This window comes from Pseudomonas sp. H1_D05, assembly GCF_054682705.1.
In genome coordinates this window covers 2,614,988-2,641,969 of record NZ_CP162825.1, presented here as the reverse complement: position 1 = coordinate 2,641,969, position 26,982 = coordinate 2,614,988, and the positions used below count along the sequence as shown (strand labels likewise).

Here is a 26,982-nt window from a genome sequence, read left to right as displayed (position 1 = left end):
TAGGACTGCTCCTTTGCGCCTCTGGCGCTGATGTCACTACAACGGCAAAGACCCACCGTGCCATTTGAGCATTGTCAACAAACCCCCACCCAACAACTGTAAGAACGAATTAACCGGAAAGTATTAATCCAATCGTGTTTTTGCCATCGGCTGCTGTTAATTGGCCAAGACTCATACTTTCGTGAGTTATTTTCCTGTCAGTAATGGCGTTTTGGCTTGGATCAGCTAGCGTGGAAATAGCGAAATAGTTGCATGTTCATAGCTGCCGGATTGGGAACTTCTCTCGTTAGCAATAGCAGTGGGTAGTGCAGCAGGAAAGGGAGAGCCGTCATGAACAGTCGCGTCACCATGGGCCTTGCAGCCATCCTGTTATTGGGAGCCATTTTTGTCGGTTACTGGGGACTGGTACTCAGTCGTCAACCAGCGCCCGTCGCCGTCGCCCCCGTCGCCCCAACTGTCACTGTTGAAAAAACTGTCGCGATCGCCGAAGACCAGACCCGCCAACCCGTGGTGGTGCTGCTGCACGATGTGCCACCCTTCACTGCGCTGACCGCCGCCGATGTAGCGGTGGAAAAACTGCGCAGTGCACCGGCGGGCAGCTTGAGCACTGTCGATCAGGCCATTGGCCGCACACCTTGGCGGCACCTCAGCGCCGGCACCTGGCTGAACGATGAAAGCTTCACCGCCGGCGGTTCACTGGCACGCATGATTCACAGTGACGAACGCGCGCTCACCGTGGCTGTTGACGAAGTGATCGGTGCCGCCGGGCAACTGATTCCCGGCGATTACGTCGATGTCTTGCTCTACTTGCGCCAGGATTCCAGCAACCTCGAACAGTCGGCGCAGATCGTTTTACCGGCCATGCGTGTGCTGGGTGTCGGCGATCAATACGGCCTGACCAACGACGGCCAACCCGCCTCGCCGGCCCTGAGCGCCGAGGAAAAACTCAAACAGGATCAACGCCGCGTCGCCGCGCGCACCGTGGTGCTGGCGGTGCCGGAGCAACTGCTCAGTCGCCTGATGCTCGCCACCCAGGCCGGCACCTTGCGCCTGGCCGTACGCAGCAGTGAAGAGCAGCGCCTGGCCAAATACTGGGCCGGCGAAAACCAGTCCACGGCCCATCTCGACACCGCCAACCGACAACTCTTCCAGTTCAACCAACTGGCCATGGGCACCGCACCGAAAGCACCGTCCAGTGGTGGTTCCGGTGGCGCCGCACGGCCTGCCGTGGAAATCATTCGCGGCAACCAGATCACCCAACAAAACCCATGACTGCGCAAGGATCCAAGGGCATGCAGAGTCGTTTCAGGCCGACATTCAAACCCATGCTGCGCGCCCTGTTACTGATGGGCCTGTCGATGGACGCTGCGTTCGCGGCAGTCGGCAATTGTTCGGCACTGGGGCGCATGCCGCCAGTGATCGAAATCGGCGAAGGGTTTCAGCAGGACGTGCAGTCCCCCGTGGCGATCACGCGTCTGGCGATTGGCGACCCGAAAATCGCCGATGTCCACGCCAACGGCAGCTCGTCCTTTCTGCTCACCGGTGTTGCACCCGGCGCCACCAGCCTGATGGTCTGGACGTCGTGTTCGAGCGAGCCGCGCCAGAGCATGGTCTTTGTTCAGGGCGCCGCCACTGCCGCGCTGAACAGCAGTCTGCCGTCGGATGATCCGAACCTGCCGTCGCAAGTGCAGACCGATATTCGGTTCGTCGAAGTCAGCCGCACCAAACTCAAGCAAGCCACCGCCTCGCTAATCGGCACTCGCGGCAACTTCCTGTTCGGTTCGCCCGGCACCCTTCCGCCGATTGACGGGGTGCCGCAGCCACGCCTGCCGGTGGACAACTCGCTGTTCAACTTCTCGTGGATCGGCGGCAAGACCATGGCAATCATCAACGCGCTGGAAACCAGCGGCTTCGCCTACACCCTCGCGCGGCCGAGCCTGGTCGCGCTGAACGGGCAAAGCGCAAGCTTTCTGGCCGGCGGTGAAATTCCGATTCCGGTGCCCAGTTCCGGCAGCGACAGCGTGTCGATCGAGTACAAGGAATTCGGCATCCGCCTGACCCTGACGCCGACCATCATCGGTCGCGACCGCATCGCGTTGAAGGTCGCCCCGGAAGTCAGCGAACTGGACTTCAGTAACGCCGTACAGATCGCCGGCACCACTGTGCCGGCGCTGACTATCCGCCGCACCGACACCAGCGTGTCGCTTGGCGACGGCGAGAGTTTCGTCATCAGTGGCTTGATCAGCACCACCAACAGCTCGCAGGTGAACAAGTTTCCCGGCCTCGGTGACATCCCGGTACTCGGCGCATTTTTCAAAGGCTCGCAGATCAAGCGCGAAGAGCGCGAACTGTTGATGATCGTGACGCCGCATCTGGTGCAGCCATTGGCCGCCGATGCCCAGTTGCCGTCGTTACCCGGGGAAAAACTGCGCAATTACGACCCGAATTTCTACCGCATGTTCTTCTTGGAAAACGGCAATTTCGACAAGCGCAGCGGGTTATCGCAATGAGCCAGAACCTGAGCCAGACCTTTCTCGCCATCACCCGCAACAGCACCGATCTGGAGTGGCTGCAGGGCGCGCTCGCGCCGCTCGGCCAAGTGGTCAGCGCCGGTGGCGGCAGCCTGGATGAGCTGCTGGCGTTGGTCGACGTCACCTTTGCCAGTCTGGTGTTCGTCGGCCTGGATCGCGAGCACGTGGTCGCCCAGAGCGCGTTGATCGAAGGCGCGCTGGAGGCCAAACCGATGCTGGCAATCGTGGCCCTCGGCGACGGCATGGACAATCAGCTGGTGCTCAATGCGATGCGTGCCGGGGCCGGGGATTTTGTCGCCTACGGTTCGCGCTCCAGTGAAGTCGCCGGGCTGGTGCGGCGCTTGAGTAAACGCCTGCCGCCCGTGGCACCGAACACGCAACTGGGCGGCCTTACGGTCATGTATGGCGTGCAGAGCAGTTCCGATGGCGCGCTGTTGGCCAACCACATGGCGCTGGTGGTGCAAAAGAGCGGTCAGCAAACCTTGCTGCTCGATCTCGGTCTGCCGCGCGGTGACAGCCTCGCCCTGCTCGGGCTGGAAAGTTCGTTTCACTTTGGCGATGCCCTGCGTCACTTGCGCCGGCTCGACGCCACGCTGATCGACAGCGCCTTCACCAGCGCCGAAGCCGGCCTGCGCATTCTCGCCTACGCCAGCAACGATGAGCCGTTGGAAAACACCAGCGCCGCCGAGCTGTACATGTTGCTCAGCGCCTTGCGCCAGCACTTCCAGCACATCGTCGTGAACCTCACCGGGCAGACCGACAGTGAAGCCTTGCGCACCTTTGTCAGCCACTGCGACAAGTTGCTCTGGTACACCGACCAGAACGTGCTCAACTGCCGGCGCAACCTCGCCGTGCTCAATCTGTGGCGGGAAAAAGGCATGAAGCTCGACCACGGGCGGCTGCTGATCGACCGCTACCTGAGCAGCGTCGCGCCCAATTCGGAAACCCTCGGCAAGACCTTCAATCTGGAAGTGATCGCCACGCTGGCCCTCACTCCAGAAGTGCGCCTGAACGCGAAAAACCAGGGCGTCAGCCTGTTCGAACTGGCCCCGCGCGAAAAACTTACCCAGAGCCTGCGCACCCTCGGTGAGCGCCTGGCCAAACGTTCCGAGGGTCTGGCCAAGCCCAAAGTCACCTGGTTCGACCGCTTGCGAGGCACCTCATGAGCGCAGAAAAACTCTTCGGCGCTGCGCCCCGCAGCAGCGGCGGCAACAGCGATCACGAAGGCCTGAAACTGGTCCTGCATCGGTACATCATCGACGCCCTCGAAGAGTCGGGAAAAAACCTGCTGGAAGGTTCTCGTCAGCAACTCGCACAGTTCGTCACCGACAAGGTCGCCGAGTACATCGCCCGTTTGCACTTGGCGATTTCCCGCTACGAAATGGAGCGCCTGGCCGAGGAGATCGTCGACGAACTCACCGGTTTCGGTCCGCTGGAGGTGTTGCTGCGCGATCATTCGGTGACCGAGATTCTGGTCAACGGCCCGCACCGGGTATTCATCGAACGCGACGGTGTGCTGCACCAGAGTGACCTGCGGTTTATCGATGCGCATCACGTCGAACGCGTGATGCAGCGCATCCTTGCACCACTCGGACGGCGCCTCGACGAGTCCTCACCGATGGTCGACGCACGCCTGCCCGATGGCAGCCGGGTCAATGCGATCATTCCGCCGATTGCCCTCGACGGCCCCTGCCTGTCGATCCGCAAATTCCGCAAGGACATGCTTAAAAGCAGCGACCTGATCGCCATGCAAACCGTCGACCTGTCGATCTTCGAGTTTTTCCAGGATGCCGTCGGCAAGCGCTGCAACATCCTGATCAGCGGCGGCACCGGCACCGGCAAGACCACGCTGCTGAATATTCTCAGCCAGTTGATCAACCCGCACGAACGTCTGGTGACCATCGAAGACGTCGCCGAATTGCAGCTCGGCCACCCCCACGTGGTGCGCCCGGAAACCCGTCCGCCGAATGCCGAAGGCCACGGTGAAGTGAAGGCCAGCGACCTGATCCGCAATGCCCTGCGGATGCGCCCCGACCGGATCATCCTCGGCGAGATTCGTGGTGTCGAAGTGGTCGATGTGCTCACGGCGATGAACACCGGCCACGACGGTTCGATGAGCACCGTGCACGCCAACAACGCCCAGGATGCCCTGCTGCGCCTGGAAACGCTGGTCGGCCTGACGGGTCGCTCCATCGCCGAGCGCACCCTGCGCCAGATGATCTGCGCCGCCCTCGACGTGATCATCCAGCTGACGCGCATGCCTGACGGGCGCCGTTGCGTCAGCGAGGTCGTGGAAGTGGTCGGCATTCGCGAAGACGTCTACGTCACCAACACGCTGTTCCGCCTCGACCGCCGCAGCGGTTTCGGTTTCCTGCGCGAAGCCGTCAATCCGGCCGGCGACAAGCTGCGCCACGAGACACATCTGGGCTGACGGCAAGGAGCATCGAGCATGCTGGGAGCGATCATTCTCATTGTTATCTGCCTGACGCTGCTGGGGCTGTCGATTCGCCTGTTTTTGCAGGGTCTGCGCAAGACCGCCACGGAAAAAGTGCTCAACCGTCTCGCCGCCGGACAACCGCAACTGGCGCCGGAAAAACCTGTGTGGGTCGGACTGGAGCGGATGTTTCTGCGTGCCGGACTGGGCCGCCCGACCGAGCGTTTCGGCCTGTGGCTGAGTCTGTGGGCGCTGGCGATAGCGCTGGGGTATTTTCTTGCCGACTGGATCGGCCTGCTACTGATGATCGTCATACCGCCACTGCTGTTGCGGCTATACATCGCCATTCTTTACCAACGCCGGATCAAACGCATGATCGAGCAACTGCCGCAGTTGCTTGATCACACCGTGCGTAGCCTGAAGTCCGGGCGCACCCTGAGTGACGCGGTCATGGGCGGCATTGAAGCCAGCGAAGATCCGCTGAAAAAAGCCATGGGCCGGGTCCAGCGCAACGTGCAACTGGGGGTGAACCTGCCCGATGCAGTCAGTGATTTTGCCGAGCTGTATGAACAGGATGAACTGCGCATGTTCGCCCTCGGCCTGAAGGTCAATCATCGCTACGGCGGCAACGCAAGCGAGCTGCTGGAGAACCTGATCAAACTGATCCGCGAACGCGACCAGGGCGCCCGCCAACTGCGCGCCCTCACCGGCGAAACGCGCATGACCGCGTGGGTGCTCGGCTCATTGCCGCTGCTGCTGGTGAGTTACTTCATGCTGACCAACCCCGGCTACATGCTCGGGATGTGGAACGACGCCAGTGGTCAGCACATGTTGATCAGCGCCGCCGTGCTGCAAGTGGTCGGCAGCCTGGCGCTGTGGCGCATGTTGAGGAGCGTCTGACATGGTCTGGCTCGCGGCACTGATGTTGCTGCTCGGCGCCTTGATGCTGGTGATCAATCACCTGCTGATGGAGCGGCGCCGGGTGCGTCAGATCAATCAGCGCCTGCAAGGACAACTGGTGCGCGAGAATCGCTTCGGCAACTGGTTGCGCGCATTGGGCAGCAGTAAGTTCGGGCAACGCTCGGTGAGCATCGACAGCGAAACCCAGACCCTGCTCAACCGCATCGGCTGGCGCCGCGCCAACGAACGGGCGCTGTATGCGGCATGCCAGGTGGGTACGCCGTTATTGACGCTGGGCCTGGCGATCTTTCTCCAAGAAGTGTTCTTCCCCCAGGCCGACAACCGCTGGCTGGTGCCAATGCTCGCCACCGGTGGCGGTTACCTGCTGCCCAAACGCCTGCTGGCCTACGCCGCAGCACGGCGGCAGAAAACCATCTCAGTGGAGGTTTCGACGTTTATTCCGCTGCTGCGCATCCTGTTCGAATCCGGCATGGCAGTGGAACAAGCCCTGCGTGTACTCAGCATCGAAGCGCAAAAACTGCTGCCGGAACTGACCAGCGAACTGCGTCTGATCCTGACCCGTGTCGACTCTGGCCTGGAACTCGGCCAGGAGTTGAACAAAGCGGCGGTGATGCTTGCCGTGGACGAATTCAGCGACACCTGCGTAATCCTCCAGCAACTGATTCAACAGGGCGGCGGCGCGATGAAATCGCTGCTGGCGCTCAAGCAACTGCTGGATGACCGGCGCCTGACGCGCTTGCAGGAATACATCTCGAAAATGTCGGCGAAGATGTCTGTAGTGATGATGCTGTTTCTGTTTCCGGCACTGCTGATCGTCCTCGCTGGCCCCGGCTTCACCGCGATAGCCCGGGCGTTCGCAAACTGACCTTGCTCATGGAGAGCGTTTGATGAAAGTACTGATAGTCATGGCAAGTCTGTTGCTACTCGGCGGTTGCGCCACCGACGGCCAGGCCCCCTGGACAGCGCTGCTGGCACCGAGCAGTTGCAGCAAGATGACCCAGGAGCAGGAGCTGGCCCTGAACCTCGCGGACGATCTGGCCAACGACGGCAAACTGCACGCCAGCCTGGCTAACCTGCAAAGCCTGCCGGACAACATCAGCGAAGTGCGCCTGCGCAAAGCCAAGGTCTATCGTCTGCTCGGCCGTAGCGAAGCCGAGCCGCTGTACCGCGGCCTGCTCGGCGGCTGCCTGACCGCCGAAGCCGAACACGGCCTCGGTCAGCTCTACGCTGCTCGCGGCGACAACGGCCAGGCCCAGGCCCACCTGCAACGCGCCGCGCGCCTGGCCCCCACCGACGAAAAAATCCGCAACGACCTGGGCGTGGTCTACCTCAACCAACTGCGCCTCAACGACGCGCGCTTCGAGTTCCTCACCGCCATCGAACTCAAGCAGAACAACCAATTGGCGACCCTGAACATGGTCACCCTGCTGCTGTACCAGAACGATTGGCCACAGGCCGCCGAAATCGTCAGCCGCGCCAAACTGACCCCGCAACAATTCACCGAAGCCCAGGAACGCGCAGAAAAACTCAAAGCCCCGGTCAAGGCCAAACCGGCCACGAGCAATCAAGTGGCCGCCGTCGCTGACCCGTTGCCGTCATCGCTCAAATAAGGAGACAGCCATGAACCCCTTCAAAGGCCTGTGCTACCTGACCCTGCTCAGCCTGCCCCTCAGCGCCGCCGCCATCGACGCCGGCCCCGCCTCGGCGCAACAACAGGAAACCGAAGGCTGGCTGGTCCTGCAAAGCCGCAACAAAGCCGCCTCCCCCAAACCCCAAACGGCGACTGCGACCGAACGGGATTTGGCAATGCAGCGCTGGCTGAAGAAGTACAAATACGAGATTCCGGATTTTTATGATCCGGATGCGGGAGGGAAGATCGAGAGCAAGAATTAGTGATGGGGTGACCTTGCGAGCGCTTTCGCGAGCAGGCTCGCTCCCACCTTTTGAAATGCACTCCACCTGTAGGAGCGAGCCTGCTCGCGAAGAACGATGACGCGGTGTGCCTGGCGGGTAAGGTCTGTGGGTCCACCCGATCCAGTGCCCGGTTTACCGCCAGCTCGGCCAGCGTGATGATCTGCTGAATCGCCAGCGCGGCATTGCGCTCCGGCCGACCCAACTGATCGGCAAAGTTACCCGCCAGCGTATTGGCCGAAGCCGGGGATTCGCAGGCATGGGCGAGCAGGCTTTCGGTATCGATTTTCGGATGGATGAGAAACATCGTGCTCGGTTGGTGGGGTTTCGCGGGTTCGGGGCAGAGGTAGAAATCGAGGGCGCGTTTGATGGCCTCGCGGTTTTTGACGAGGTCGTCGGCGCGGATGGCTTCTTCGAGCGGGGTGATGGGTTCGTGGGGTGGGTCGGGGATCAGTTTGTCCATTGAAACAATTCCAAAGTCTTTGCCGCCACCCACTGCCATTCTCACGGGGCAAAAGGTGGCAGCCGTATGCGGGGTGAGAATACCGGTTATGGACACCCGGCCAGACCGAAGTCTGCCCGCACACAGCCGCCATGACACATTGCAGACAGCAGACAAGCTGGCGGCGATTATGCGTGCACAGAAACTGGATGACCATAAATTGCCGGGTTCTCACACCCGATCGCTGAGTGTTCAGCGACAGTCAGAGACTAGAGAGCGCACGTCTGACGGACAACCTGAAAACCGTGTGGGAAGGTTCCGGTTATCTCCCACAAATTTAAACAGCCAAAAGCCAACCCTCACCCTAGCCCTCTCCCGGAGGGAGAGGGGACTGACCGAGTTGGCTGGGGGAGCTACGCCGACGTGAAAGACCGAGTCGAATTCAGACTCTGAAACAGATCAAAAGCCCCTCACCCGCTCCTAACCACTCAACAGGATGAGCGTTAGCTCGGCTGCAGCTTTTGATCTGCTGGCCCCTTCGGCAGGCTGAGCGGAGGGATTTATCCGGGGGTGGGAGCGCAGCGACCGTTTGGCGAAGCCAAACACATCGAGAGGAGGTGCAGCGAAGCAAACCGTAGACGATGCCCCCGGATAGATCCCGGAACGAAGGAACCCCGAGCCCTAGCGAGGGGCCGAACGCCGGGGCCCAGCCTTTTGGTTACTTTTTGGCGTCTGAAAAAGTGACCCGCTGTAAGAGCGGAACCGCCAGCAGCAACACCCGCAGCAACGGATATTCACCCAAAACCCCAAGAACCTGGTCGGCCCACAGGCCGCCAAGTCAATGCGCCGTAACCCGCTGCCGCAAAGCAGAAGCACTAGGCGACAAGGCCAAAGCCAACTGCGTCCGATTATGCATATGCGTCAACCGCAACACCTGCGAAACATAAAGCTTCACCGTGTTCTCGGTAATCCCCAACTCACAGGCAATCTGATAATTGGTCTGCCCCTTGCCCACCAACCGCGCCACATCCAATTGCCGCGGCGACAACTGATTGAAAATCTCCGGCATCTCCTGAGCCTCCGCCTCGGCAGGCTCACCGCCCAACACATCACGAACCACCGCCGAAGGACTACGACGCACCTTGTCCAGATCCTGATAAAGGTCATCAATCGACTCAGACAGATACTGCAACTTCTGATTCAAATGCCCCAATTGCAGATTCTTCTGCCGCTCCTGCAGCGCCGCCTCCTGACGCCGCACCCCGTCGAGCAACTCATCCAGATCAATCGGCTTCTGATAATAATCGGCAATCCCGGCACGCAATGCCTTGATCACATCCTGCTTGTCGGCACGCCCAGTGAGCATGATCGCCTCAAACACCCGACGCTTGCCCGCCAAACGCTGCAACGCCTGAATCAGTTGAATGCCATCCATGTCCGGCATGTGCAGATCACTCAGCACCAGACCGATTTCCGCGTCCTCACTGAAACGCTCGATAGCCTGCAGACTGGATTCGCATGGCACACAGCGATAACCGTTGCTTTCAAGAAACTCGCACAGCTCCTCCACGATCAACGGCTGATCGTCGACCACGAGGACTTTTACCGCAGACGTAAGCTTGTTCACGTGCTACTCCATGTCCCAGGCCAAAGCTGACCATTCCTGTACTGCCAGCCTTTGGCTGTATAACCAGTTCATTTGAAAGTAGACGTACTTTCCGACTATGTACATAGAACTAGTGGCGCTTGGCGACTAGTGGATCCAAAGCATAACGAGCACTGCACCGACCAGCACGAACGGTGCAAATGGCAGCTTTTTTGACATGCCCGGGGCCAGATATCGCAGACGTTCTCTAAGCCCTTGACTCATATGGAGCCAGACTCTTGGCGCCAGCAGCATCCAGATCAGGCTGGCGACGCCCGCCCCCATAAATACGCCAAGAATAAACAGACCGTCCGTCGCAAGACCGAGGGCTGTCATTAATTTCACATCGCCGGCGCCCATGCGCCCCATGAAAAAACCCGGCAGGGTCAGCGCCAGCGCGATCAGGCAGGCCCAACCGCCCTGCCCCGCCTCAGCGCCCAGCCAAGTGCTGCCGGTCCACAACAGCCAGATCAGCGCCAGCGCCGCCGCACCGAGCGTCAGCCCATTGGCAATGCGTCGCTGGCGGGCATCTTGCGCCGCGCACAGGCCCAGCCAGATCAGAAGGAGAAAACTGTACATCCGGTAAAAACCGTCCATTTTTGCGGAATGATTCTATGCTGAGACTACGCAGTGACAGTCAGGGTAGACGCACTCATGAAAACCGGCTTTCGCAAGTCGCAAAAAGGTGCGGTGGCGATTGAGTTCGCCTTGGTGTTCATCATCTTTTTCGCCGTGTTTTACGGCCTGGTCAGTTACAGCCTGCCCTTGGTGATGATGCAATCGTTCAATCAGGCCACGTCCGAAGCCGTGCGCCGCAGTGTCGCGGTCGATCCCAACACACCCAACTATTCAACCGTGGTGATCAACACCGCGAATGCCACGCTGACCCAGCAATTGTCCTGGATCCGTCCGATCTTCAACCTGGTGGTCGGCGTTGACACCAGTGTCGAATACAGCGCGACGGGCCTGCTGACAGTGCAAGTGAATTACCCGGTCAGCAAGCTCAATCAGGTCATGCCGTTTCTGGTTCTGCCGGGCATCGGCACGGTACCCAGCCTGCCCACCTACCTGACCGCCAAGTCGAGTCTGCAATTTTGACGTCGGGAGACAAACTTTTCGGGCGTTTGCTCAAACGCACACCGCCCGCCGCCCATGAGTTGCCCGACCCACTCGGTTCACCCGCAACAGGCTTGCACCTGTACCTGAACGACGACGGTGACGTGCTGCAAATGGCCGGGCCGCTGCGGCATCTGCTGGCGCAGTTCAAGACTCACGATCGACCCTTACCGCTGAGCGCCTATCTACTGCCGCACAGCACACTGACCATCGAAGGTCGACCAAGGGAGTGGCAGGGGCTTTTGCTTGATCTCGACTTCTTCGGTCTGGGCGAGCAGACCGTGCACGTGCGTGGCTGGGTTCAACCGCTGGGCGAGGGCTGGCTGATGCAGTTGATCGATATCGCCGACTTGTTGCTCGAACGCCAACAATCGCGCCAGCGTGATGCCTGCCAATTGCTCGCCGGGCAGATCAGCGAACAGTTGCGCGCATGCAGCCAGGCGCGGTTGCCGACGATCGTCAGCGAACAATTGCAAATGATCGCCCAGCGCTGGCACATCCCTTGTCTGGCGCTGGCCTTGCTCGATGATGAGCAGCAGGGCTGGCAGATCTATCGTCAGCATCGCGCCCACGATGCGCCGAACCTGTGGCACGACCAGCAACGTCTGGGCACGCCGCTGGACAGCCTGAACGGTGCCGCGCCGCAACGTGTCGGCGCGCATCAGGGCCTGGATGAACATTCGCGAGTGCAGGTTCTGTTCGGCAGTGCCGAAGGTTTCGCGGTGCCGTATAGCGATGAACACGGTGTGGTGGCCTGGCTGCTCTGTGGGTTTTATCCCGTGGACAGCGCCGCACCATACCTGACCGAGCGTGACTGGATGGCACTGCTCGGCGCGCTGGCCGGGCCGTTGCTGGGGCGCCTGCGCGAACAGCAGCATCACTTGCAACTGGAGCGCATCGAAGCGCTGCAAACCCTGTTGGGTGCAGGCTGGTGGGAGATTTTGGCAGGCGACAAGCACATTCAACTGGCACCCGCGCTGGCGGCGGTCTTGAACGTGAACCCTGGCGGATTACCGCTGGAAGACTGGCTGACGCAAATCCATCCCGCCGACCGCGACGAGTTGCGCAGCCGTCTGCACGCTTTGCAACAACACGGTGAAGCCCTGACGCTGTCGGTGCGTCTGCACGACGGCAATCCCGCGCAAGCGCCCACGTGGTATCGCGTACAGGGCCAACTGATTGGCAGCGGCGAGCACCGCAGGCTGGTCGGTTTCATGCTCGACATCAGCGACATCCAGAACCAGCAACAACGGGCCGCCGCCGCGCATGCGCGGCTGGACAACCTGATTGCCAGCTCGCCCGCGGTGATTTACGTCCAGCACTACCAGGAAGGCGCGCTGATCCCGGCGTTCTTCAGTGCCAGCCTGCAACCCTTGCTGGGCTGGAACCTTGAGGACTGCAGCGACGGTGCTCTGGTCGAGATGATCCATCCCGAGGATCGCGAGGTGTATTTCGCCCGCAGCCGCCAGTTGCTGCGCGAAGGTTCGGTGCGCAGCCGTTATCGACTGCGCGACCGTCGCGGCGAGTATCACTGGTTGCTCGATGAAGCCCGTCTGCTGCGCAATGACCTCGGCCTGCCGGTGGAAGCGGTCGGTTTGTGGCTGGACGTCACCGAGGCGACCCTGGCAGCCGAACAGGTGAAAAAGAGTGAAGAGCGCTATCGGATTCTGGTGGAAGACTCGCCGGCAATGATCTGTCGCTATCGCCCGGATCTGATTCTGACCTTTGGCAACCGGCCGTTGGCGAAGTATCTGGAATGCACGCCGGAGGAACTGCCAGGGGTCGATTTGGGCAGCTGGATGTCCGAGGAACAACGTACTGCGTTCGTCCAGCGTCTCGCTGCACTGACCGTGGAGCAACCGGTGAGCACCGCGGAAATCAGCCTGCAACTGCCCGGCAGAGAACATGCCTGGTGGGTGTGGTCCGATCGCGGCGTGTTCGATGAGCACGGCCAGTTGATCGAAGTGCAAGCGGTAGGCCGCGACAACACCGAGGTGCGCCGCTCGCAGCAGCAACTCACACAAAGCGCGAAAATGGCCACCCTTGGCGAAATGGCCACCGGCCTCGCCCATGAAATCAATCAGCCGCTGAACGTGATGCGCATGGCCATCGTCAACGTGCTCAAGCGCCTGGGCAACGGCGATGTGCAGGTCGATTACCTGACCGACAAGCTCAATCGCATCGATGCGCAGGTACAGCGTGCAGCGAAAGTCGTCGATCACATGCGCGTATTCGGCCGACGTTCGGAGATCGAGCAGCAACTGTTCAACCCGGCCTCGGCCATTGAAGGCACGCTGTCGCTGCTGGCCGAGGGCATGCGCGGCAAAGGCGTGGATTTGCGCATCAGCGAGACCGGGTTCGAGGTGCAAGTGCGCGGCTACGTCGATCAGCTTGAACAGGTGTTGATCAATCTGATGGTCAACGCGCGGGATGCGTTACTGAGCAAACGCGAGAAGGACTCAAGCTTCAAACCGTGGATCTCAATCTACGCTGAACGTGATGAGCAGCATGTGCGACTGTGGGTCGAGGACAACGGGGGCGGTATCGATCCGCGTTTGCTGGAGCGGATTTTCGAGCCGTTTTTCACCACCAAACCCATCGGCGTCGGCACCGGGCTGGGGCTGTCGGTGAGCTACGGCATCATCGACAACATGGGCGGCGAGTTGAGCGTGCGCAACTCGGTGGAGGGCGCGCGGTTCTGCATTGAGTTGCCGGTTGCCGTGGACGCCTAGATCACCAGATAGGCCTTGCCGGTCTGGCCGCAGGTCATGTTGGCACCGACGTCGACATCCATCAGGTTAATGCCCAGGCCTTTGAGCAGGTTGTTCAGCAGCGGGTCGAGCAACGGGCTGACCAGGTTGGTCACGACTGGCAGCAGTTTGCTGGTGACATCACTGATCAACGAGGCAACGCCGGTAACAACGGCACCCAATGGATTGCTGCCCTGGGGTTTGTAGACGATCAGGTTGATCCCCGCGAGGGTGTTCGACAGGCTGCCGACGATGTTGCTGGTGGGTGCGGCTGACTGAATGCTTGGGGGTAATTTGAGGTTGGCCGGGGTGGCGAATGGCGTAGCGCTGGAGAACACCAGATCCTGAGTGTTTTGCGCAACGCTGGTGTCGAGCATGATCGCAATGCCGCCAGCGCCGTATTGAATATGGGTGGAGGGGTCGCAAGTCCCGATGCCCAGAATCTTGTGGCAGGTGACGATTCCCAGGTCAACCAACGGTAATGGCGTGACAGTCGGTTCAGCGGCCGAGGAAAAGGCGTTGCCAGGGTCGATCTTGCCGAGTTTGAGGTCGGCAATGGATGTGATGGTGTGGGCAGTCAGGCTTTTCGTGCCTGTTGTCCCGGTTGGGCAGCTGTAATCGGTGACATAGCTTTTCGCGCCACCAGCATCCAGGCTGATGTCAATTTCGGGGGATGGCAAAAGGAGTGGGTCAAGTTGCTGGCAACCGGCGCAGGCGACCGAACTCAGGACTGCTACCAGATTCAGACTCAGGACTGCATTGAGCGTCGGCGTCAGTCCCGCGACCAATCCCAACACCGCATTGGTCAGTCCCGTGACCCCGGACAGCACCGGCAGATTCACTGAGACCAGCGTGCGCACCTGCGCCGTACGCACATAAATCCGGTCCGGCCCGGTCGGATTGACCTTGGCCCGCGCCGGATCGCCAATGGCGGAAAACTGCGGCGGCTCGATCACTTTCACCCGCACCGTGACATTCGCCAGCCCGAGCACGCTGATCGGCAACGTCGCCGCCACCGCACTCTTGCTGTTGGCCAGTTGCACCACGCCTTGAATCAGTTGCAGCAGTTGCAGATTGGCGTCCAGCCCCGCCGAAGTGGTACCGGTCTGCAATTGCAGAATGTCACCCAGTTTGACCGGCGCCGCGTTGACCGCCGCCACCTGCAATTGGCCCAGCGCAGTGATCACTTGGGCGGTCGCACCATTGAGTTGCACCACCGTCGCGGCGGCCTGAATCAGTTGCGTCACCGTGGCCTGAGTGTTGAGTAATTGCGTGTAGTTGCCGGCCGCGACGTTGAGATTGATCGCCAGCTGATCAAGGTATTTCAGCAAGTTGATATCGGTGTTCAGCAGGCCGTCCCAGCCTAACGCGGTGAGGTTGACGTTACCGCCGAGCAGCCCGGAAAACAGCGGATTGAGGATGTTCGACTGGGCCGTATCGATGCTCGCCAGCGTGCTGCGAATATTCAGCTGGGCGACCGTTGGCTGCGGTTTGGCGGCCACCGCCGAGGCATTCAGCGTGGTATTGAGACTGACCGGTGTACCGCTGAACAAGGCTTGTACGCCGCCGGCAAAACTGGTGATCACCGTGCGACTGGCGACGACTTTGACCGCAGCCATTTGCGTGGCATCCACGGCGAACGTGCGTAAACCGCTGGCGGCAGTCACCAGGGTGCCGCACGTGGTGGCGAGGGTGTTGCTGGCGTCGACAACGTAGCCGTTGCGCACGGCGCTTTGCCCGGCGTAACTGGCAGCGCTCAGCCCCGGCAGGCAATTGCCGCCACGACTGACGGCTTCGAGGGCGGCGTTGTCCACCACCCGCTGCAATTTGCGTTGTTCCATGTACAAGCGGCCGGTGTCGACCACCAACAGCAGCATCACCACCGCCAGACTGAGGGTGGCCGCCGCCATCAAGCCAATCGCCCCGCGCTGCCGGGCCGGGCTGGTGAATCGCGAACGAGGCGACATGGCGCACTCCTTTGCCGCAAGCTCCATTGGTGCAACTGAGTGTAGACGCGCCTAATGGCAACGCACCATTTCGAACAGACAAACATCCCTGCTCGCGAAGGCGTCGTGTCGGATAAATAACAGTTGAATGACACCCGGCTTTCGCGAGCAGGCTCGCTCCCACATCAGAATTTAGGGTGGAACAAAAAATGGGAGCTCAACAGCTCCCACTTTTTAACGGATTCAGCGCGGTGGATAGTTGGCCAGAATCCGCCCGACAGTCTCGCGAATGGCATTGCTGCGATCTTCGGGATTCGGCTTGCCGGACAGCATCTGCTCATCGCTGCCGCGCCACACCAGTTTGCCGTCCTTGCCGTCGAGCAGGTCGATCTGGATGGTCGCGACCTTGTAAGTGATGTTGCGCGTTTCGTTGTACATCGGCGCGCCCCAATAACCGTTCCACGGGCCACCCCAACCGCCGCCATAGTTGGTCGTCACTTGCTGCTGACGATCCTCGACGATCAGATAAGTCTGCACATTCAAGTCACCCTTGGCCCCCGCCGCCGCAGGACGCAAACCGCGCTGGTCGAGCTGATCGGCGACGGCCTGGCGGATGCGCTGTTCGGTCAGGTCGCTTTTGATTCGTGGATCATCGGGGCGATATTGCAGGGCGGGGTCTTTCCAGCTCCAGCTGCGATAGGCGGCAAAGTCGCGGCTGGCATCGAAGTCGTGGTTGACCTGGTTGGCGGCGCAGGCGCTGAGCAGCGCGGCCATGGCCAGTAGAGCGAGACGGCGGAACATGGTTTTTCTCCGGTGGAAGACATGAACCTGCGGCAGCTTCCCGTTGGCAGAAAGCTAACTCGGAGGATACGCCGACATGGCCTTTTCCACAGCTTCGCGGATCGAATCGGTGCGATCGATTTCGCTGCCCTTGTTCGCGGTTTCGGCACTGGCGCTCCAGACCGGTTGCCCGCTGCCGGCGTCGAACAGATTGACCTGCACCACCACGACCTGCTCCGAATACGTGCGCACGATCGGCACCGTGTTGTACATGCCATAACCGCGACCATATCGATCGTAGCCGCCGTATCCGCCGCCGTAGTAGCCGTAGTCGTCCTGGACCTGCCGCAAACGGGTTTCCAGCCGCAGATCGGCGCTGACCAACAGGTCGGCCGGGCGGTTGTCGTGCAACGGGCGCAAACCGCGCTGATCGAGGGCATTGCTCACCGCTTCGGCCACTTGCGCCGAGTCCGCCCACGCCGTACCCGGCGGCAACTGCCCGTTGAGCCAGGCCCAACTGCGATAGCGTCCGTAGTCACGCGGCGGCGCCGGGTAAGCGCTACGGTCGAAGGTGGTGGCGGCTTGCGCCGGCGCCGGCGGCAAGGGCCGCGACTGCGCCACGTACGGGTTGCTGCCCTGGCAGGCAGCCAACCCCAGACAGATCAGCAATAACCCGGATTGAGCTTTCATGTCGCGCTCCGATCAGATCGGCCGGCAGATCCAGTGCAAGTAGCGCCCAAGCCCGGCGAAGCTTGGGTGACGGCGGTGAGCGAGCTCCATCTCGAGCAAATCCGCGAGTTCGGCGCGGGCCTCGGAATTCCACCGGCATGTAGTCGTGAAAAACCCGGATCCCGCTCTGGGTTTCGACCTGCCACAGGCCTTCGAGTTGCGTTGCCAATTCCCGTGGGTCGAGAGGCTGCTGCGGGGTCAGGCTCTGCTTTTCCCCAGCCATGCTGTTTTTGCGCATTTTCTTGAAATGGCCTTTGAGCAGGTTGCGGTAGATCAGCGCATCGCGGTTGTAGAACGCCAGCGACAACCAGCCGCCGGGCTTGGTGAGTTGGTGCAGCACCGGCAGGATCGCGTGGGGTTCGGCGAGCCATTCGAGCACGGCGTGGCAGATCACCAGATCGTACGGCTCAGTGAGTTGGCCGAGCAGTTCCTGCCACGGCGCCTGGATGAATGTTGCGGTTTGCCCGGCTTCAGCAAAACGCTGGCGCGCGCCTTCGAGCATCGGTGCGGCGGGCTCGGTGAAGGTTACGTCATGGCCGCGCTCGGCCAGCCACAGCGACATGTGGCCAAGACCACCACCGATGTCGAGAACGCGCAACGGACGATCCGGCAGTGCCTCGATTAGGTCGGCCTGCAACACCGCGAGGCGAATCGCGCCTTTCGCGCCGCCATAGATTTTTTCGGCGAACCGCGTCGCCAACTGATCGAAATGCCGGTCGCTCATCAGCTGAACCGCCGTTCGCTGTCGGCAAGCTTGACGCGCACCACTTCATTCATGTCCAGGCCCAACTCGCTGCACAGCAGCAACAGGTACAACACGATATCGCCGACTTCCTGCCCGGCGTGGGCGAGTTTGTCGGCGGGCAACTGGCGCGACTGGTCTTCCGTCAGCCACTGGAAGATTTCCACCAGTTCAGACATTTCGACACTGGCTGCCATGGCGAGGTTTTTCGGGCTGTGAAATTGCCGCCAGTCATTACGGTCGCGAATGGCGTGCAGGCGTTCGGTCAGTTCAACAAGGTTCATCGGGTTCTCCTGAAGGCGTATAGCTTCGGGGGGATACCCACCAAAGGCAAGCGGCGCAGGTGATCTAATGTGGGAGCGAGCCTGCTCGCGAAAGCGCTGTGTCATTCAACCCATCAGTTAACTGATCCACCGTATTCGCGAGCAGGCTCGCTCCCACACAGAATGGGTGCAAACCTTCTATCATGCAGGGAACTCGGCCACCCGCGTTGTGGCCCAAGGCTCAGCTCTTTCATCAGGATGCACACATGCAGGTAGAAAGCTTTTTCGAATGGCTCGGGCAGGCGCTCGGTTCAGTCATCCGCTTTATCGTCGATGGCCTCAGTGGTTTGTTCAACATTCTGAGCAATGCCGGTGGCAACTTTGTCGACGGCCTGGCCAAAACCCTGGGCATGGACACCTCGATCATCAGCATCATCGCCCTGATCGTCGGGTTGATGCTGTTGTGGTCGGCGATTCGGGCGTTCATGAATGCGTCGATTATTGCCGGGATCATCTGGTTGTTGCTGGGGTTGTGGCTGCTTAGCTGGATTATTCATTAACCGCTTGAAGAGCCCCTCATCGGAACGCCGCCCGCCTAGCCCTCTCCCGGAGGGAGAGGGGACTGAATGGGGGATATTCAAGAGCTACACCGACTTGAGCGAGCTTCAGCGAATCCATAATCGGCACATTCTCTCAGGTCGATGGATGACGCCAGACACCTCGGTCGGCCCCCTCTCCCTCTGGGAGAGGGGCTGGGGTGAGGGGGTTGTTTCTGTCAGACACAGCAAATCCTCCATGAATCGTTACAATCCCCGCTCCCCCAAGGAGCCCGCATGTCTACTCTGATCGCCGACTGGCGCGACCGCCCGACGCACCGCAAGGTCTGGGCACTCGCCGCGCCCATGATTCTGTCCAATATTTCCGTACCGTTGGTGGCGCTGGTCGACAGCACCGTTATCGGCCACTTGCCCCACGCCCATCAATTAGGCGCGGTGGCGGTCGGTGCCAGCCTGTACACCTTTCTCGCCTGGGCCATGGGCTTTCTGCGCATGGGCACCACCGGGTTTGCCGCTCAAGCCGCCGGGCGCAGCGACGGTGCCGCGTTGCGGCAGATTCTGTTGCAGGGCTTGCTGCTGGCGATGGGACTGGCACTGGTGCTTGGCACTTTGGGTGTGCCGCTGAGTAGTGTTGCGTTGCACTTCATGCAACCGTCGGCGGAGCTGGATCAGCTCACTCGGGACTTCTTCCACACGCGGCTGTTCGGCCTGCCAGCGGCGCTGGCCAGTTATGCGCTGGTCGGCTGGTTCCTCGGTACGCAAAATGCCCGGGCGCCACTGGCGATTCTGCTGACCACCAACCTGATCAACATCGTCCTCAATCTGTGGTTCGTCATCGGCCTGGATTGGGGCGTGGTCGGTTCGGCGCGGGCCTCGGTGATCGCCGAATGGAGCGGCGCCCTGCTCGGCCTGCTGCTGACCCGCAAGGCGCTGCGCGCGTACCCGGGGCACATCGCCTGGGCGGCGCTGAAAGTCTGGCAGAGCTGGCGTCCGTTACTGGCGGTCAACCGCGATATCTTCATCCGCAGCCTGGCGCTGCAATCGGTGTTTTTCCTGATCACCGTACAAGGCGCGCGACTGGGTGATTCGACGGTGGCCGCCAACGCGCTGCTGCTCAATGGCTTGCTGCTGACGGCGCATGCGCTGGATGGTCTGGCCCACGCCGTCGAAGCCTTGTGCGGACACGCCATCGGCGCCCGTGATCGTCTGGCCCTGCGTCGCTCGCTGGTGGTGGCAGGCGGCTGGTCACTGATCGCCAGCCTCGGCTTCGCCATGCTGTTCCTGCTGGCCGGGCACTTGTTCATCGAGATGCAGACTGACATCCAGAGCGTGCGCGACACCGCGTTCGTCTACCTGCCCTACCTCGCCGTGCTGCCGCTGATTGCAGTCTGGAGCTACCTGCTCGACGGTTTGTTCATCGGCGCCACCCGCGCGCGGGAAATGCGCAACGGCATGCTGATCACCGTGGTGCTGTTATTGCCGTTCGCTTGGGCGCTGCAAGGTCTGGGCAATCACGGGCTGTGGATATCTTTTCTGCTGTTCATGGTGTTGCGCAGCCTGACCCTCGGTGCGCAAGCCTGGTGGCTCAAGCGCAACGATGGCTGGTTCAGTGGCGGCGTTCACTGACTCGGCGTGTGGGCGATAAACCCGACCACCTGATCGAGCACCGGCGCCAGACGCCGCAACGGCCGCGACAGGGTCGCCACCAAGGTTATGTGGCTGGGCCGCGAGTAATACAAATCCTGCGCCGGCACACCGGCCTCGCGCAGCTTGCTCGCAAGGCCACCGGTGTTGCGCGTCGGGTTGACCAGATCATCCCGGCTTGCCGCAATCAACAGCGCAGGCGGTGCGCCGCGACTGACATGGTTGATCGGCTGCGACTGCGGCGGTGAATCCGGCCAGAAGAACACCGGGCGCACCTCGGGATTCTTGATCGGCAGAAAATCATACGGCCCGGCCAGACCGATCCAGCCTCGTACATCCCTGGGCGACATGCCCACCGCCGCGAGCCATTCGCTGTCCAGCGCGAGCATCGCCGCGTTGTACCCGCCCGAGCTGTGGCCCATCAGATACAAGCGCTGCGGGTTGCCGGAAAACTCGTGGATATGCGCTTTGGTCCATGCCACCGCACGCGCCCCGTCTTGCAGGAACAGCGGATAGCGCACCTGTGGATACAAACGGTAATCCGCCACCACGGCAACAATCCCTCGGGACGCCAGCGCTTCGCCGACAAAGCGGTAGTCGACGCGCGAACCGCTGTTCCAGCTGCCGCCATAGAAAAACACCACCACCGGCGCGCCGGGCATCGGCTGATGCGGCACATACACGTCGAGCTTCTGCCGCGGATCGTCGCCATAGGCGATGCCCACGGTTTTGGCGTATGTGCTGTCCGGAGTCAACGCATTGAGCAACTGCACCGGCGAACAACCGCCCAGCACCAGCAGCAACACGATCCCCAACCCTTGCCGGAATAAACCTGCCATACGCGCCGAACCTCGCCTCAGGACTGATCGCTGCGCCACTGGCGCCGCACATGGTCAAGCCGCTGCTGTTGGGTCAGCCCCACCGGCGGTGGCACCAGCACGGCTCGCGGATGCAGCAAGCGTAGCCATAACCAGCCATCGAGCACGGTGCGGTCGCTGAATCCCAGCGTCAGGCCTTGATGCACATGGGAGGCCATCGTCGCGTAATCGGTTCCCAGCGATTGGCACCAGCGCCAGATATGCTGCTCCAGCAAGCAGGTTTGCAGGCGTTCGCGCTGGCGCCGGGTCAGGCTTTCTTCGATACTCAGCGGCTCGACGGCTAGCCCCGGGTTGCGCAACTGCTGCCAGCCCAGACTGCCAATGGCCCGGTCGGCCCAAGTGCCACCGAACCAGCGCAGCTGACGAATCGGCCCGAGCCAGCGGCTCAGCTCAGCGGCATCGCAGGCATCGAAAAAATAGCTCGCGGTCTGCCGGTTGTAATAGCTGAGCAAAGCCCGGTGGTTCAATCCAAACGACACCGTGAGCATGCGCTGCAAGTGACTCAGCAGTTGTTGCGCCGCAACCTCACTGCTCAGCAACAGCCCGCGCCAGGTGTTCGGGTCGCTGTGACACAACGCGGCCAATGCCGGGCAGTCACGCAGCTCGATCAACACCGGGCCGTGCTCGCTGACCGGTTCGAACTCAGTGCCTTCGAACAGGCTGAAACACTGCACACCGGCAAAAGCCCGGTGCAGGGTCAGCAAGGCCTGCGGTGCATCCGGGCCATCGAGCAACAGCCACTGCGCCATGGGCTCAAGCGCCGCGCCATTCATGTTGCGCCGCTCTGTTCAAGCGCGGTGACCAGTCGGCAACTGCACACCGATTGAGCGCAATGGTTGAAACTGCCGCCGCCGGGGATCAGGCACAACAGCAGCAACGGTTCACCGCAAGTCAGCAGTTGCTGCAAGCCGTCACTCACCAGGCTGTCGGGCAGAGGCAACGGCAGGTCATCATCGGTGTCGGCAACGGCGGATGGCGGCTGCAGCACGCCGCTGATCATCGGCTGATCCGGATCCCCCTCGAAGAAACTCACCACCACCTCGACACCCTCGCTCAGCGCCGCCATGGACACCTGCGTCAGGGACGGCGCAAGCGGTAGCCAACAATGACTCGGAGCGGCCCCTTCGCCCTGGTAGAGCCAGTCGAATTGCACCGCCACCGGACGCATCCGGTCAGGCTGCGGCTCATCGACCGCCACCACCCAGGCCCGTTGCAGGCTGTGCATGCGCAGGCGCGATGACGCTGTAGCCGATGTGTACGGCACTTGCACCGTGCCGAACAGGCGGTTGACGTAGGGAGGTTCACGGGATGGATCGGCGCGATGTTCAATGCGTGTGAGCAACCACGGCCGATTGCATTCAGCGAAGGGATGACCGGCCAACCGCAGCCAGTGACCGCTGCGCAACGCTGGCAGTTCACTCTGGCCTTCAGCCCGTTGCACACCCGATAAACTGCTCCCGATTGCACTTTGCAATTGCCATTGCCGCAACGCGGGTGACCTATCTTGCCCGTCGTCCCCGCGTGGATACTGCGCGGTACCGGCCACGGGTAACTGCGCCGGATCATCGGCGAACACCAGGCAATGCCGGTCGCGATCGTGTTCAAAGTAGTAGTGAATCCGCGCCTGCGCACACAAGCGCTGGAGCAGTTGCAAATCGGACTCGCGGTACTGCGTGCAGAACGTCCGGGCCGGGTAGCCGCCGGACAGATCGAAGCGGCGCTGGGCACCAACAATCCCGTGCTCCCTGAGCACTTGTTCGATGATCTGCGGCACCGAACGGCCACTGAAGATGCGCTGGCTGAAGCGCAGCGCGAGGCAACCGAGTTTCGGCCCCAGACGGATCCGGCTCAATCTCGAACCCTCTGCGTGTTCATGCTGGACAAGGCTCTGCAATTGCCCGTGCACGCCCTCCCCCGACGGCCCGAAACAGAGGAACGCCGAACGGTATAGCAGGCCGGCGAGATCCAGGTGCGGATCGTCGATCAACACATCGATCTCGAACGCAAAGGATTCGCTGAGGGCTTCGCTACCGGTAAAGGCCAGGACTTCGAAAGGGTCGGACAGGCCCGCTACATCGAGACGAAAGGACGACTCGTTGACTGGTTCGAACATGGGCGGATCTCTACAGGAGGGGCGGTCGGGGATTCTCGCCGAGAGCCATGGCCGAGTAGAGAGCTGAAGTACAACTTAGGAAATGACCTACGCGAAAAGCAGACCGGATGACTTTGCTGGCCGGGAATGCCATGGATTTCGCGAAGATTTTGGGAGATATCCCACCGGATCATCCGAATTTTCCGCCACGCTCAGGAAAAATTCAGACAACCCGGCAAGATCGCCACCTGGCCTCAGGAAGACAGGTAGGAGGAGCGGGTCAGGCCCAGACGCAAGGCATCGAGAAATTGCGTGCGCTCGCTGGCACTGATGCGGGCACTGGCGCACTTGTCGCGGTAGTGAGTCATCAGTTCTTCCGGCGACAAGTGCACGTAACGCAGCATGTCTTCGATGGTGTCGTGGGTCTCGATACCGGCGTGGTACACGCTGCCATCGGCGTTCTGGTAGATGTTCACCGAGTCGGTGTCACCGAACAGGTTGTGCATGTCGCCGAGGATTTCCTGATAGGCGCCAACCAGGAACACGCCCAGCAGGTAGTCTTCGCCTTCATTCAAACCGTGTACCGGCAGGCTGGTCTCGATGCTCTGCTCGTCGACGTACTGGTTGATCTTGCCGTCGGAGTCGCAGGTCAGGTCTTGCAGCACCGCGCGACGCAGCGGCTCTTCATCGAGACGGTGCAGCGGAATGATCGGCAGGACCTGATCGATTGCCCAGGTGTCCGGCAGGCTCTGGAATACCGAGAAGTTGCAGATGTACTTGTCGGCCAGCTTGTCGTTGAGTTCGTCGAGCACTTGGCGGTGCGAACGCTGACGTGCTTTCAGCGAGTTGTGCAGGCGACGGCACACGGCGAAGTAGCACTGCTCGGCCAGGGCTTTTTCCGCCAGGGTCAGTTTGCCGTCGGCGTACTGCGCGGCTACATCGCTCATGTAGTGGGTGGCGCGCCAGTAGGTTTCTGTGACCATTTCGATGTCGGTCGGGCCGAGCAGGTCAACCAGCCACTGCACGGTTTCCGGCAGGTTTTCCTTGTTTTCGATCAGCGGGATTTCGTCGTTATGCTTCTCGACGTCGGTTACCTGCACCACCAGCATGGCGTGGTGCGCGGTCAGCGAGCGGCCGCTTTCGGAGAAAATGTGCGGATGCGGCAGGCTCTGCGCGTCGCAGAATTCCTTGAGCATGCCAACCACGACACCGGCGTAATCGTCCATGTCGTAGTTGATCGAGCTGGCGTTGCGCGAGTGCGTGCCGTCGTAGTCGACGCCCAGACCGCCGCCGACGTCGATGTGATCGACCGGCAGACCGAGATTGCGCAGCTCGCCGTAGTAACGGATCGCTTCCTTGAAGCCGTGCTGGTAATCAGCGAGGTTGGCGATCTGCGAGCCCATGTGGAAGTGCAGCAGGCGAATGCCCTGATCCAGGCCTGCCGCGCGGAAACGCTCGACCACCGACAGCAGTTGTGCTGCCGACAGACCGAATTTGGATTTCTCGCCACCGGTGTCCGCCCACTTCGACGACGCCAGCGACGACAGACGCACGCGCAGGCCGACCTGTGGCTTGACCTTGAGCGAGGCGGCTTCTTCGATCACCAGACCGACTTCGGATTCTTTCTCGATGACGATGAAGACGTTGTGGCCAAGCTTCTGGCCCATCAGCGCCAGACGGATGAACTCGCGGTCCTTGTAACCGTTGCAGACGATGGTGCCGCCCTTCGGCGCCAGCGCCAGCACGGCCAGCAGCTCAGGCTTGGAGCCGGCTTCCAGACCGATGGAGACGTCCTGGGTGGCGATGATGTTCTCGATCACCGCTTCTTGCTGGTTGACCTTGATCGGGTACAGCGCGGTGTATTTGCTCTGGTACTCCAGGCGCTCGATGTTCGAATCGAAGGCACCGGTCAGTTGGCGAACACGGTCTTGCAGAATGTCGGGGAAGCGAACCAGCAACGGCAAGGACAAACCGCTTTTGCGCAGTTGGTCGACTTGTTCGAACAGGTCGATAGGCGAGCTGCTCGGACCGTTCGGACGAACTTCGACGCGACCGGCGTCATTGATCGCGAAATACCCGGCCCCCCAATGGCGAATCCCGTAAACACTGCGGCTGTCCGCAACTGTCCATTGGCTGCCATCGTCTTTGCGTGTGCGTCGTACGGACATCGAAGTCCCCTATAAAGAAGTCATAGTGCGTCGCCTGATCTCAGGCCGGCGCATTCTAAAGAATGAAAATGACGGTTTGTCAGCGCGGCGGTAGACCGCACTGACTGCGTGGAGTTTAGAAACCGGTCATGAACAGGCTCTGTGAAAACCATGGAGACGACGCCGGATCTGAAGTGTTTCAGCGCCGGATCAAGCCGCAGGTGGTTTTCACAGAGGCTGCTAGCCGCCGGACTTCTTCGCTTTGAAACCGTGCTTGATCAGCTCAGCCAAGAGTAGCTCGACATGATCGCCCTGGATTTCGATGATTCCGTCTTTCAACGCGCCGCCGGTGCCGCAACGTTTCTTCAACGTTGTCGCCAGCTCCTTGAGCGCGTCTTCGGCCAGTGGCACGCCGGTGATGGTAGTCACCGTTTTGCCGCCACGGCCCTTGCTCTCGCGTCGCACGCGGGCAATGCCGTCGCCAGCCGGGATCACGGTTTGTTTGCAGATACAGGCGTCCACCGGCTTACTGCATTCCGGGCAATGACGACCTGCGTCGGTGGAAAATACCAGGCCGCCCAGGGCGGCGAAGGATGCGGCTTTTTTGGCCACCGGCAATCCTCTCGGGAGGACAAAGACTGATCGCGACCTTGGGCAAGGTCATCGACCGCGAAGCCCCACTCAGGCAGGGGCAGCGCTACTGCACCGATAAAGCGCCAAATGCAGGAGCTGTCGAGTGAAACGAGGCTGCGATCTTTTGATTTCGACGCCAAAACAAAAAATCAAAAGATCGCAGCCTGCGGCAGCTTCTACAAAAAGCACTCGCGGTGCAGCTTGAAAAGGTCGCGCAGTGTAACGGCAAAAATCCCGATTGCTAAGTGCCAATCGGCGCCAATTTATGTGTTCTTTGCGACGTCGCTTTGCTGCGCCTTCAGATAGCGCTTCAATGCGGCCAGAGAGTCCGGGCAATAAGGCTTCTGCTGGATTTCCTGCAGCACCTGTTCGACCGGAATAAAGCGCGCTTCCAGCACCTCTTCCGGTTGCAGTTTCAATGGGCCGTCCCACACGGCAGAAAACGCCGAACACCACAGGCGATTGCCGGTGTCCTCAAAATAGAAATGGTCATGAGCCGTCAGCTCGACGCCGCTGACGCCCAATTCTTCTTCCAGTTCACGGGCCGCCGACTCGGCGTAGGTCTCGTCTGCCTGGACCATGCCGCCCGCCGCGACGTCCCAGTAGCCGGGATAAATCGCCTTGCTCAAGGTGCGCCGGTGCACGCACAGCTCACCGGCAGAATTGAACAACATGATGTAGGTGCCACGGCCAATCAACCCGCGCTCGCGCAAATCGGCGCGCACGAGCGCGCCGAGCAGGTTGTCCTGCTCGTCGACCCAGGCGATCTGTTCGGCATCCGAGGCGGCGCGATGGGCCGCCTCTTTGGCGTTCTGGCTCAT

Annotated in this window: 24 protein-coding genes and 2 pseudogenes; 12 read left to right on the top strand and 14 right to left on the bottom strand. The window is 61.1% G+C overall.

Annotated elements, in window-relative coordinates; all coding sequences use genetic code 11:
* Positions 1-330 precede the first annotated feature (330 nt).
* The 8 genes from cpaB to AB4O11_RS11795 are packed head-to-tail and all read left to right on the top strand — an operon-like array spanning position 331 to position 7,779.
* Positions 331-1,272 carry a Flp pilus assembly protein CpaB gene (gene cpaB / locus AB4O11_RS11830; RefSeq protein WP_460130716.1) on the top strand — a complete coding sequence of 314 codons (942 nt, stop codon included), beginning with the start codon at positions 331-333 and terminating at the stop codon, positions 1,270-1,272.
* Positions 1,273-1,292: 20 nt separating this feature from the next.
* Entirely contained in the window at positions 1,293-2,510 is a 1,218-nt protein-coding gene (locus AB4O11_RS11825; protein WP_093430274.1) for a type II and III secretion system protein family protein, read from the top strand.
* Positions 2,507-3,697: an AAA family ATPase gene (locus AB4O11_RS11820; protein WP_460130715.1), complete on the top strand. Its 1,191-nt coding sequence runs from the start codon at positions 2,507-2,509 to the stop codon at positions 3,695-3,697. Before AB4O11_RS11825 ends, AB4O11_RS11820 begins: the two co-directional genes overlap by 4 nt.
* Positions 3,694-4,962, top strand: coding sequence for a CpaF family protein (locus tag AB4O11_RS11815; protein WP_460130713.1), 1,269 nt, complete (start codon positions 3,694-3,696; stop codon positions 4,960-4,962). Before AB4O11_RS11820 ends, AB4O11_RS11815 begins: the two co-directional genes overlap by 4 nt.
* Before the next feature lie 18 nt (positions 4,963-4,980).
* Positions 4,981-5,865 (top strand): type II secretion system F family protein, encoded by an 885-nt coding sequence (locus AB4O11_RS11810; RefSeq protein WP_116256700.1) that lies wholly within the window; start codon positions 4,981-4,983, stop codon positions 5,863-5,865.
* A 1-nt stretch (position 5,866) separates the two neighbouring features.
* The gene (locus tag AB4O11_RS11805; RefSeq protein ID WP_460130711.1) at positions 5,867-6,751 is read left to right on the top strand and encodes a type II secretion system F family protein; all 885 of its coding nucleotides are present in this window, start codon (positions 5,867-5,869) and stop codon (positions 6,749-6,751) included.
* 22 nt (positions 6,752-6,773) lie between these two features.
* On the top strand, positions 6,774-7,496 hold the full coding sequence (locus AB4O11_RS11800) for a hypothetical protein (protein WP_460089752.1): 723 nt from the start codon (positions 6,774-6,776) through the stop codon (positions 7,494-7,496).
* Between the two features lie 10 nt (positions 7,497-7,506).
* Positions 7,507-7,779: a DUF3613 domain-containing protein gene (locus AB4O11_RS11795; RefSeq protein WP_093430268.1), complete on the top strand. Its 273-nt coding sequence runs from the start codon at positions 7,507-7,509 to the stop codon at positions 7,777-7,779.
* Positions 7,780-7,900: 121 nt separating this feature from the next.
* Here the strand turns inward: AB4O11_RS11795 and AB4O11_RS11790 are convergent.
* The 3 genes and pseudogenes from AB4O11_RS11790 to AB4O11_RS11780 form a co-directional block, all read right to left on the bottom strand.
* Positions 7,901-8,260 (bottom strand): annotated as a pseudogene (locus AB4O11_RS11790) (DUF6124 family protein); the annotation flags it as partial.
* An 817-nt stretch (positions 8,261-9,077) separates the two neighbouring features.
* The gene (locus tag AB4O11_RS11785; RefSeq protein WP_460097808.1) at positions 9,078-9,866 is read right to left on the bottom strand and encodes a response regulator transcription factor; all 789 of its coding nucleotides are present in this window, start codon (positions 9,864-9,866) and stop codon (positions 9,078-9,080) included.
* A gap of 126 nt (positions 9,867-9,992) precedes the next feature.
* Positions 9,993-10,463, bottom strand: a complete 471-nt coding sequence (locus AB4O11_RS11780; protein WP_286079747.1) for a prepilin peptidase — start codon at positions 10,461-10,463, stop codon at positions 9,993-9,995.
* 75 nt (positions 10,464-10,538) lie between these two features.
* Here AB4O11_RS11780 and AB4O11_RS11775 point away from each other — a divergent pair, with 75 nt between their 5' ends.
* Together AB4O11_RS11775 and AB4O11_RS11770 are read left to right on the top strand one after the other, a co-directional pair.
* Positions 10,539-10,982 (top strand): TadE/TadG family type IV pilus assembly protein, encoded by a 444-nt coding sequence (locus AB4O11_RS11775; RefSeq protein ID WP_093430263.1) that lies wholly within the window; start codon positions 10,539-10,541, stop codon positions 10,980-10,982.
* Positions 10,979-13,732, top strand: a complete 2,754-nt coding sequence (locus AB4O11_RS11770) for a PAS domain-containing sensor histidine kinase (RefSeq protein ID WP_460130710.1) — start codon at positions 10,979-10,981, stop codon at positions 13,730-13,732. Before AB4O11_RS11775 ends, AB4O11_RS11770 begins: the two co-directional genes overlap by 4 nt.
* Here AB4O11_RS11770 and AB4O11_RS11765 read toward each other — a convergent pair.
* From AB4O11_RS11765 to AB4O11_RS11745, 5 genes and pseudogenes are all read right to left on the bottom strand, one after another.
* Positions 13,729-15,717 (bottom strand): pilus assembly protein TadG-related protein, encoded by a 1,989-nt coding sequence (locus AB4O11_RS11765; RefSeq protein WP_460130708.1) that lies wholly within the window; start codon positions 15,715-15,717, stop codon positions 13,729-13,731. The two genes, AB4O11_RS11770 and AB4O11_RS11765, sit on opposite strands and share 4 nt — an antisense overlap.
* Positions 15,718-15,939: 222 nt before the next feature.
* Positions 15,940-16,497: a DUF4136 domain-containing protein gene (locus AB4O11_RS11760; protein ID WP_460089742.1), complete on the bottom strand. Its 558-nt coding sequence runs from the start codon at positions 16,495-16,497 to the stop codon at positions 15,940-15,942.
* 54 nt (positions 16,498-16,551) lie between these two features.
* Entirely contained in the window at positions 16,552-17,166 is a 615-nt protein-coding gene (locus AB4O11_RS11755) for a DUF4136 domain-containing protein (protein ID WP_095047366.1), read from the bottom strand.
* Positions 17,167-17,178: 12 nt separating this feature from the next.
* Positions 17,179-17,929 (bottom strand): annotated as a pseudogene (locus AB4O11_RS11750) (methyltransferase).
* The gene (locus tag AB4O11_RS11745; protein ID WP_460130706.1) at positions 17,929-18,231 is read right to left on the bottom strand and encodes a MazG-like family protein; all 303 of its coding nucleotides are present in this window, start codon (positions 18,229-18,231) and stop codon (positions 17,929-17,931) included. Before AB4O11_RS11745 ends, AB4O11_RS11750 begins: the two are co-directional and overlap by 1 nt.
* Positions 18,232-18,476: 245 nt before the next feature.
* Here AB4O11_RS11745 and AB4O11_RS11740 point away from each other — a divergent pair, with 245 nt between their 5' ends.
* Positions 18,477-18,770, top strand: a complete 294-nt coding sequence (locus tag AB4O11_RS11740; protein ID WP_007914623.1) for a hypothetical protein — start codon at positions 18,477-18,479, stop codon at positions 18,768-18,770.
* A gap of 273 nt (positions 18,771-19,043) precedes the next feature.
* Complete coding sequence (locus AB4O11_RS11735) at positions 19,044-20,393, top strand: MATE family efflux transporter (RefSeq protein WP_460130705.1); 1,350 nt, start codon at positions 19,044-19,046, stop codon at positions 20,391-20,393.
* Here AB4O11_RS11735 and AB4O11_RS11730 read toward each other — a convergent pair.
* The 6 genes from AB4O11_RS11730 to AB4O11_RS11705 all read right to left on the bottom strand — a co-directional run bounded on the left by AB4O11_RS11730 (position 20,387) and on the right by AB4O11_RS11705 (position 26,982).
* Positions 20,387-21,250, bottom strand: a complete 864-nt coding sequence (locus tag AB4O11_RS11730; RefSeq protein ID WP_116255832.1) for an alpha/beta hydrolase — start codon at positions 21,248-21,250, stop codon at positions 20,387-20,389. The genes AB4O11_RS11735 and AB4O11_RS11730 overlap by 7 nt on opposite strands.
* 17 nt (positions 21,251-21,267) lie before the next feature.
* Positions 21,268-22,062: a DUF4123 domain-containing protein gene (locus AB4O11_RS11725; protein WP_093430255.1), complete on the bottom strand. Its 795-nt coding sequence runs from the start codon at positions 22,060-22,062 to the stop codon at positions 21,268-21,270.
* Positions 22,059-23,402: a type VI secretion system Vgr family protein gene (locus tag AB4O11_RS11720; RefSeq protein ID WP_257356935.1), complete on the bottom strand. Its 1,344-nt coding sequence runs from the start codon at positions 23,400-23,402 to the stop codon at positions 22,059-22,061. Before AB4O11_RS11720 ends, AB4O11_RS11725 begins: the two co-directional genes overlap by 4 nt.
* A 233-nt stretch (positions 23,403-23,635) precedes the next feature.
* On the bottom strand, positions 23,636-25,549 hold the full coding sequence (gene speA, locus AB4O11_RS11715) for an arginine decarboxylase (protein WP_093430253.1): 1,914 nt from the start codon (positions 25,547-25,549) through the stop codon (positions 23,636-23,638).
* Positions 25,550-25,768: 219 nt separating this feature from the next.
* Positions 25,769-26,140, bottom strand: coding sequence for a translation initiation factor Sui1 (locus AB4O11_RS11710; RefSeq protein ID WP_007914613.1), 372 nt, complete (start codon positions 26,138-26,140; stop codon positions 25,769-25,771).
* A 284-nt stretch (positions 26,141-26,424) separates the two neighbouring features.
* Positions 26,425-26,982, bottom strand: a complete 558-nt coding sequence (locus tag AB4O11_RS11705; protein WP_093430252.1) for an NUDIX hydrolase — start codon at positions 26,980-26,982, stop codon at positions 26,425-26,427.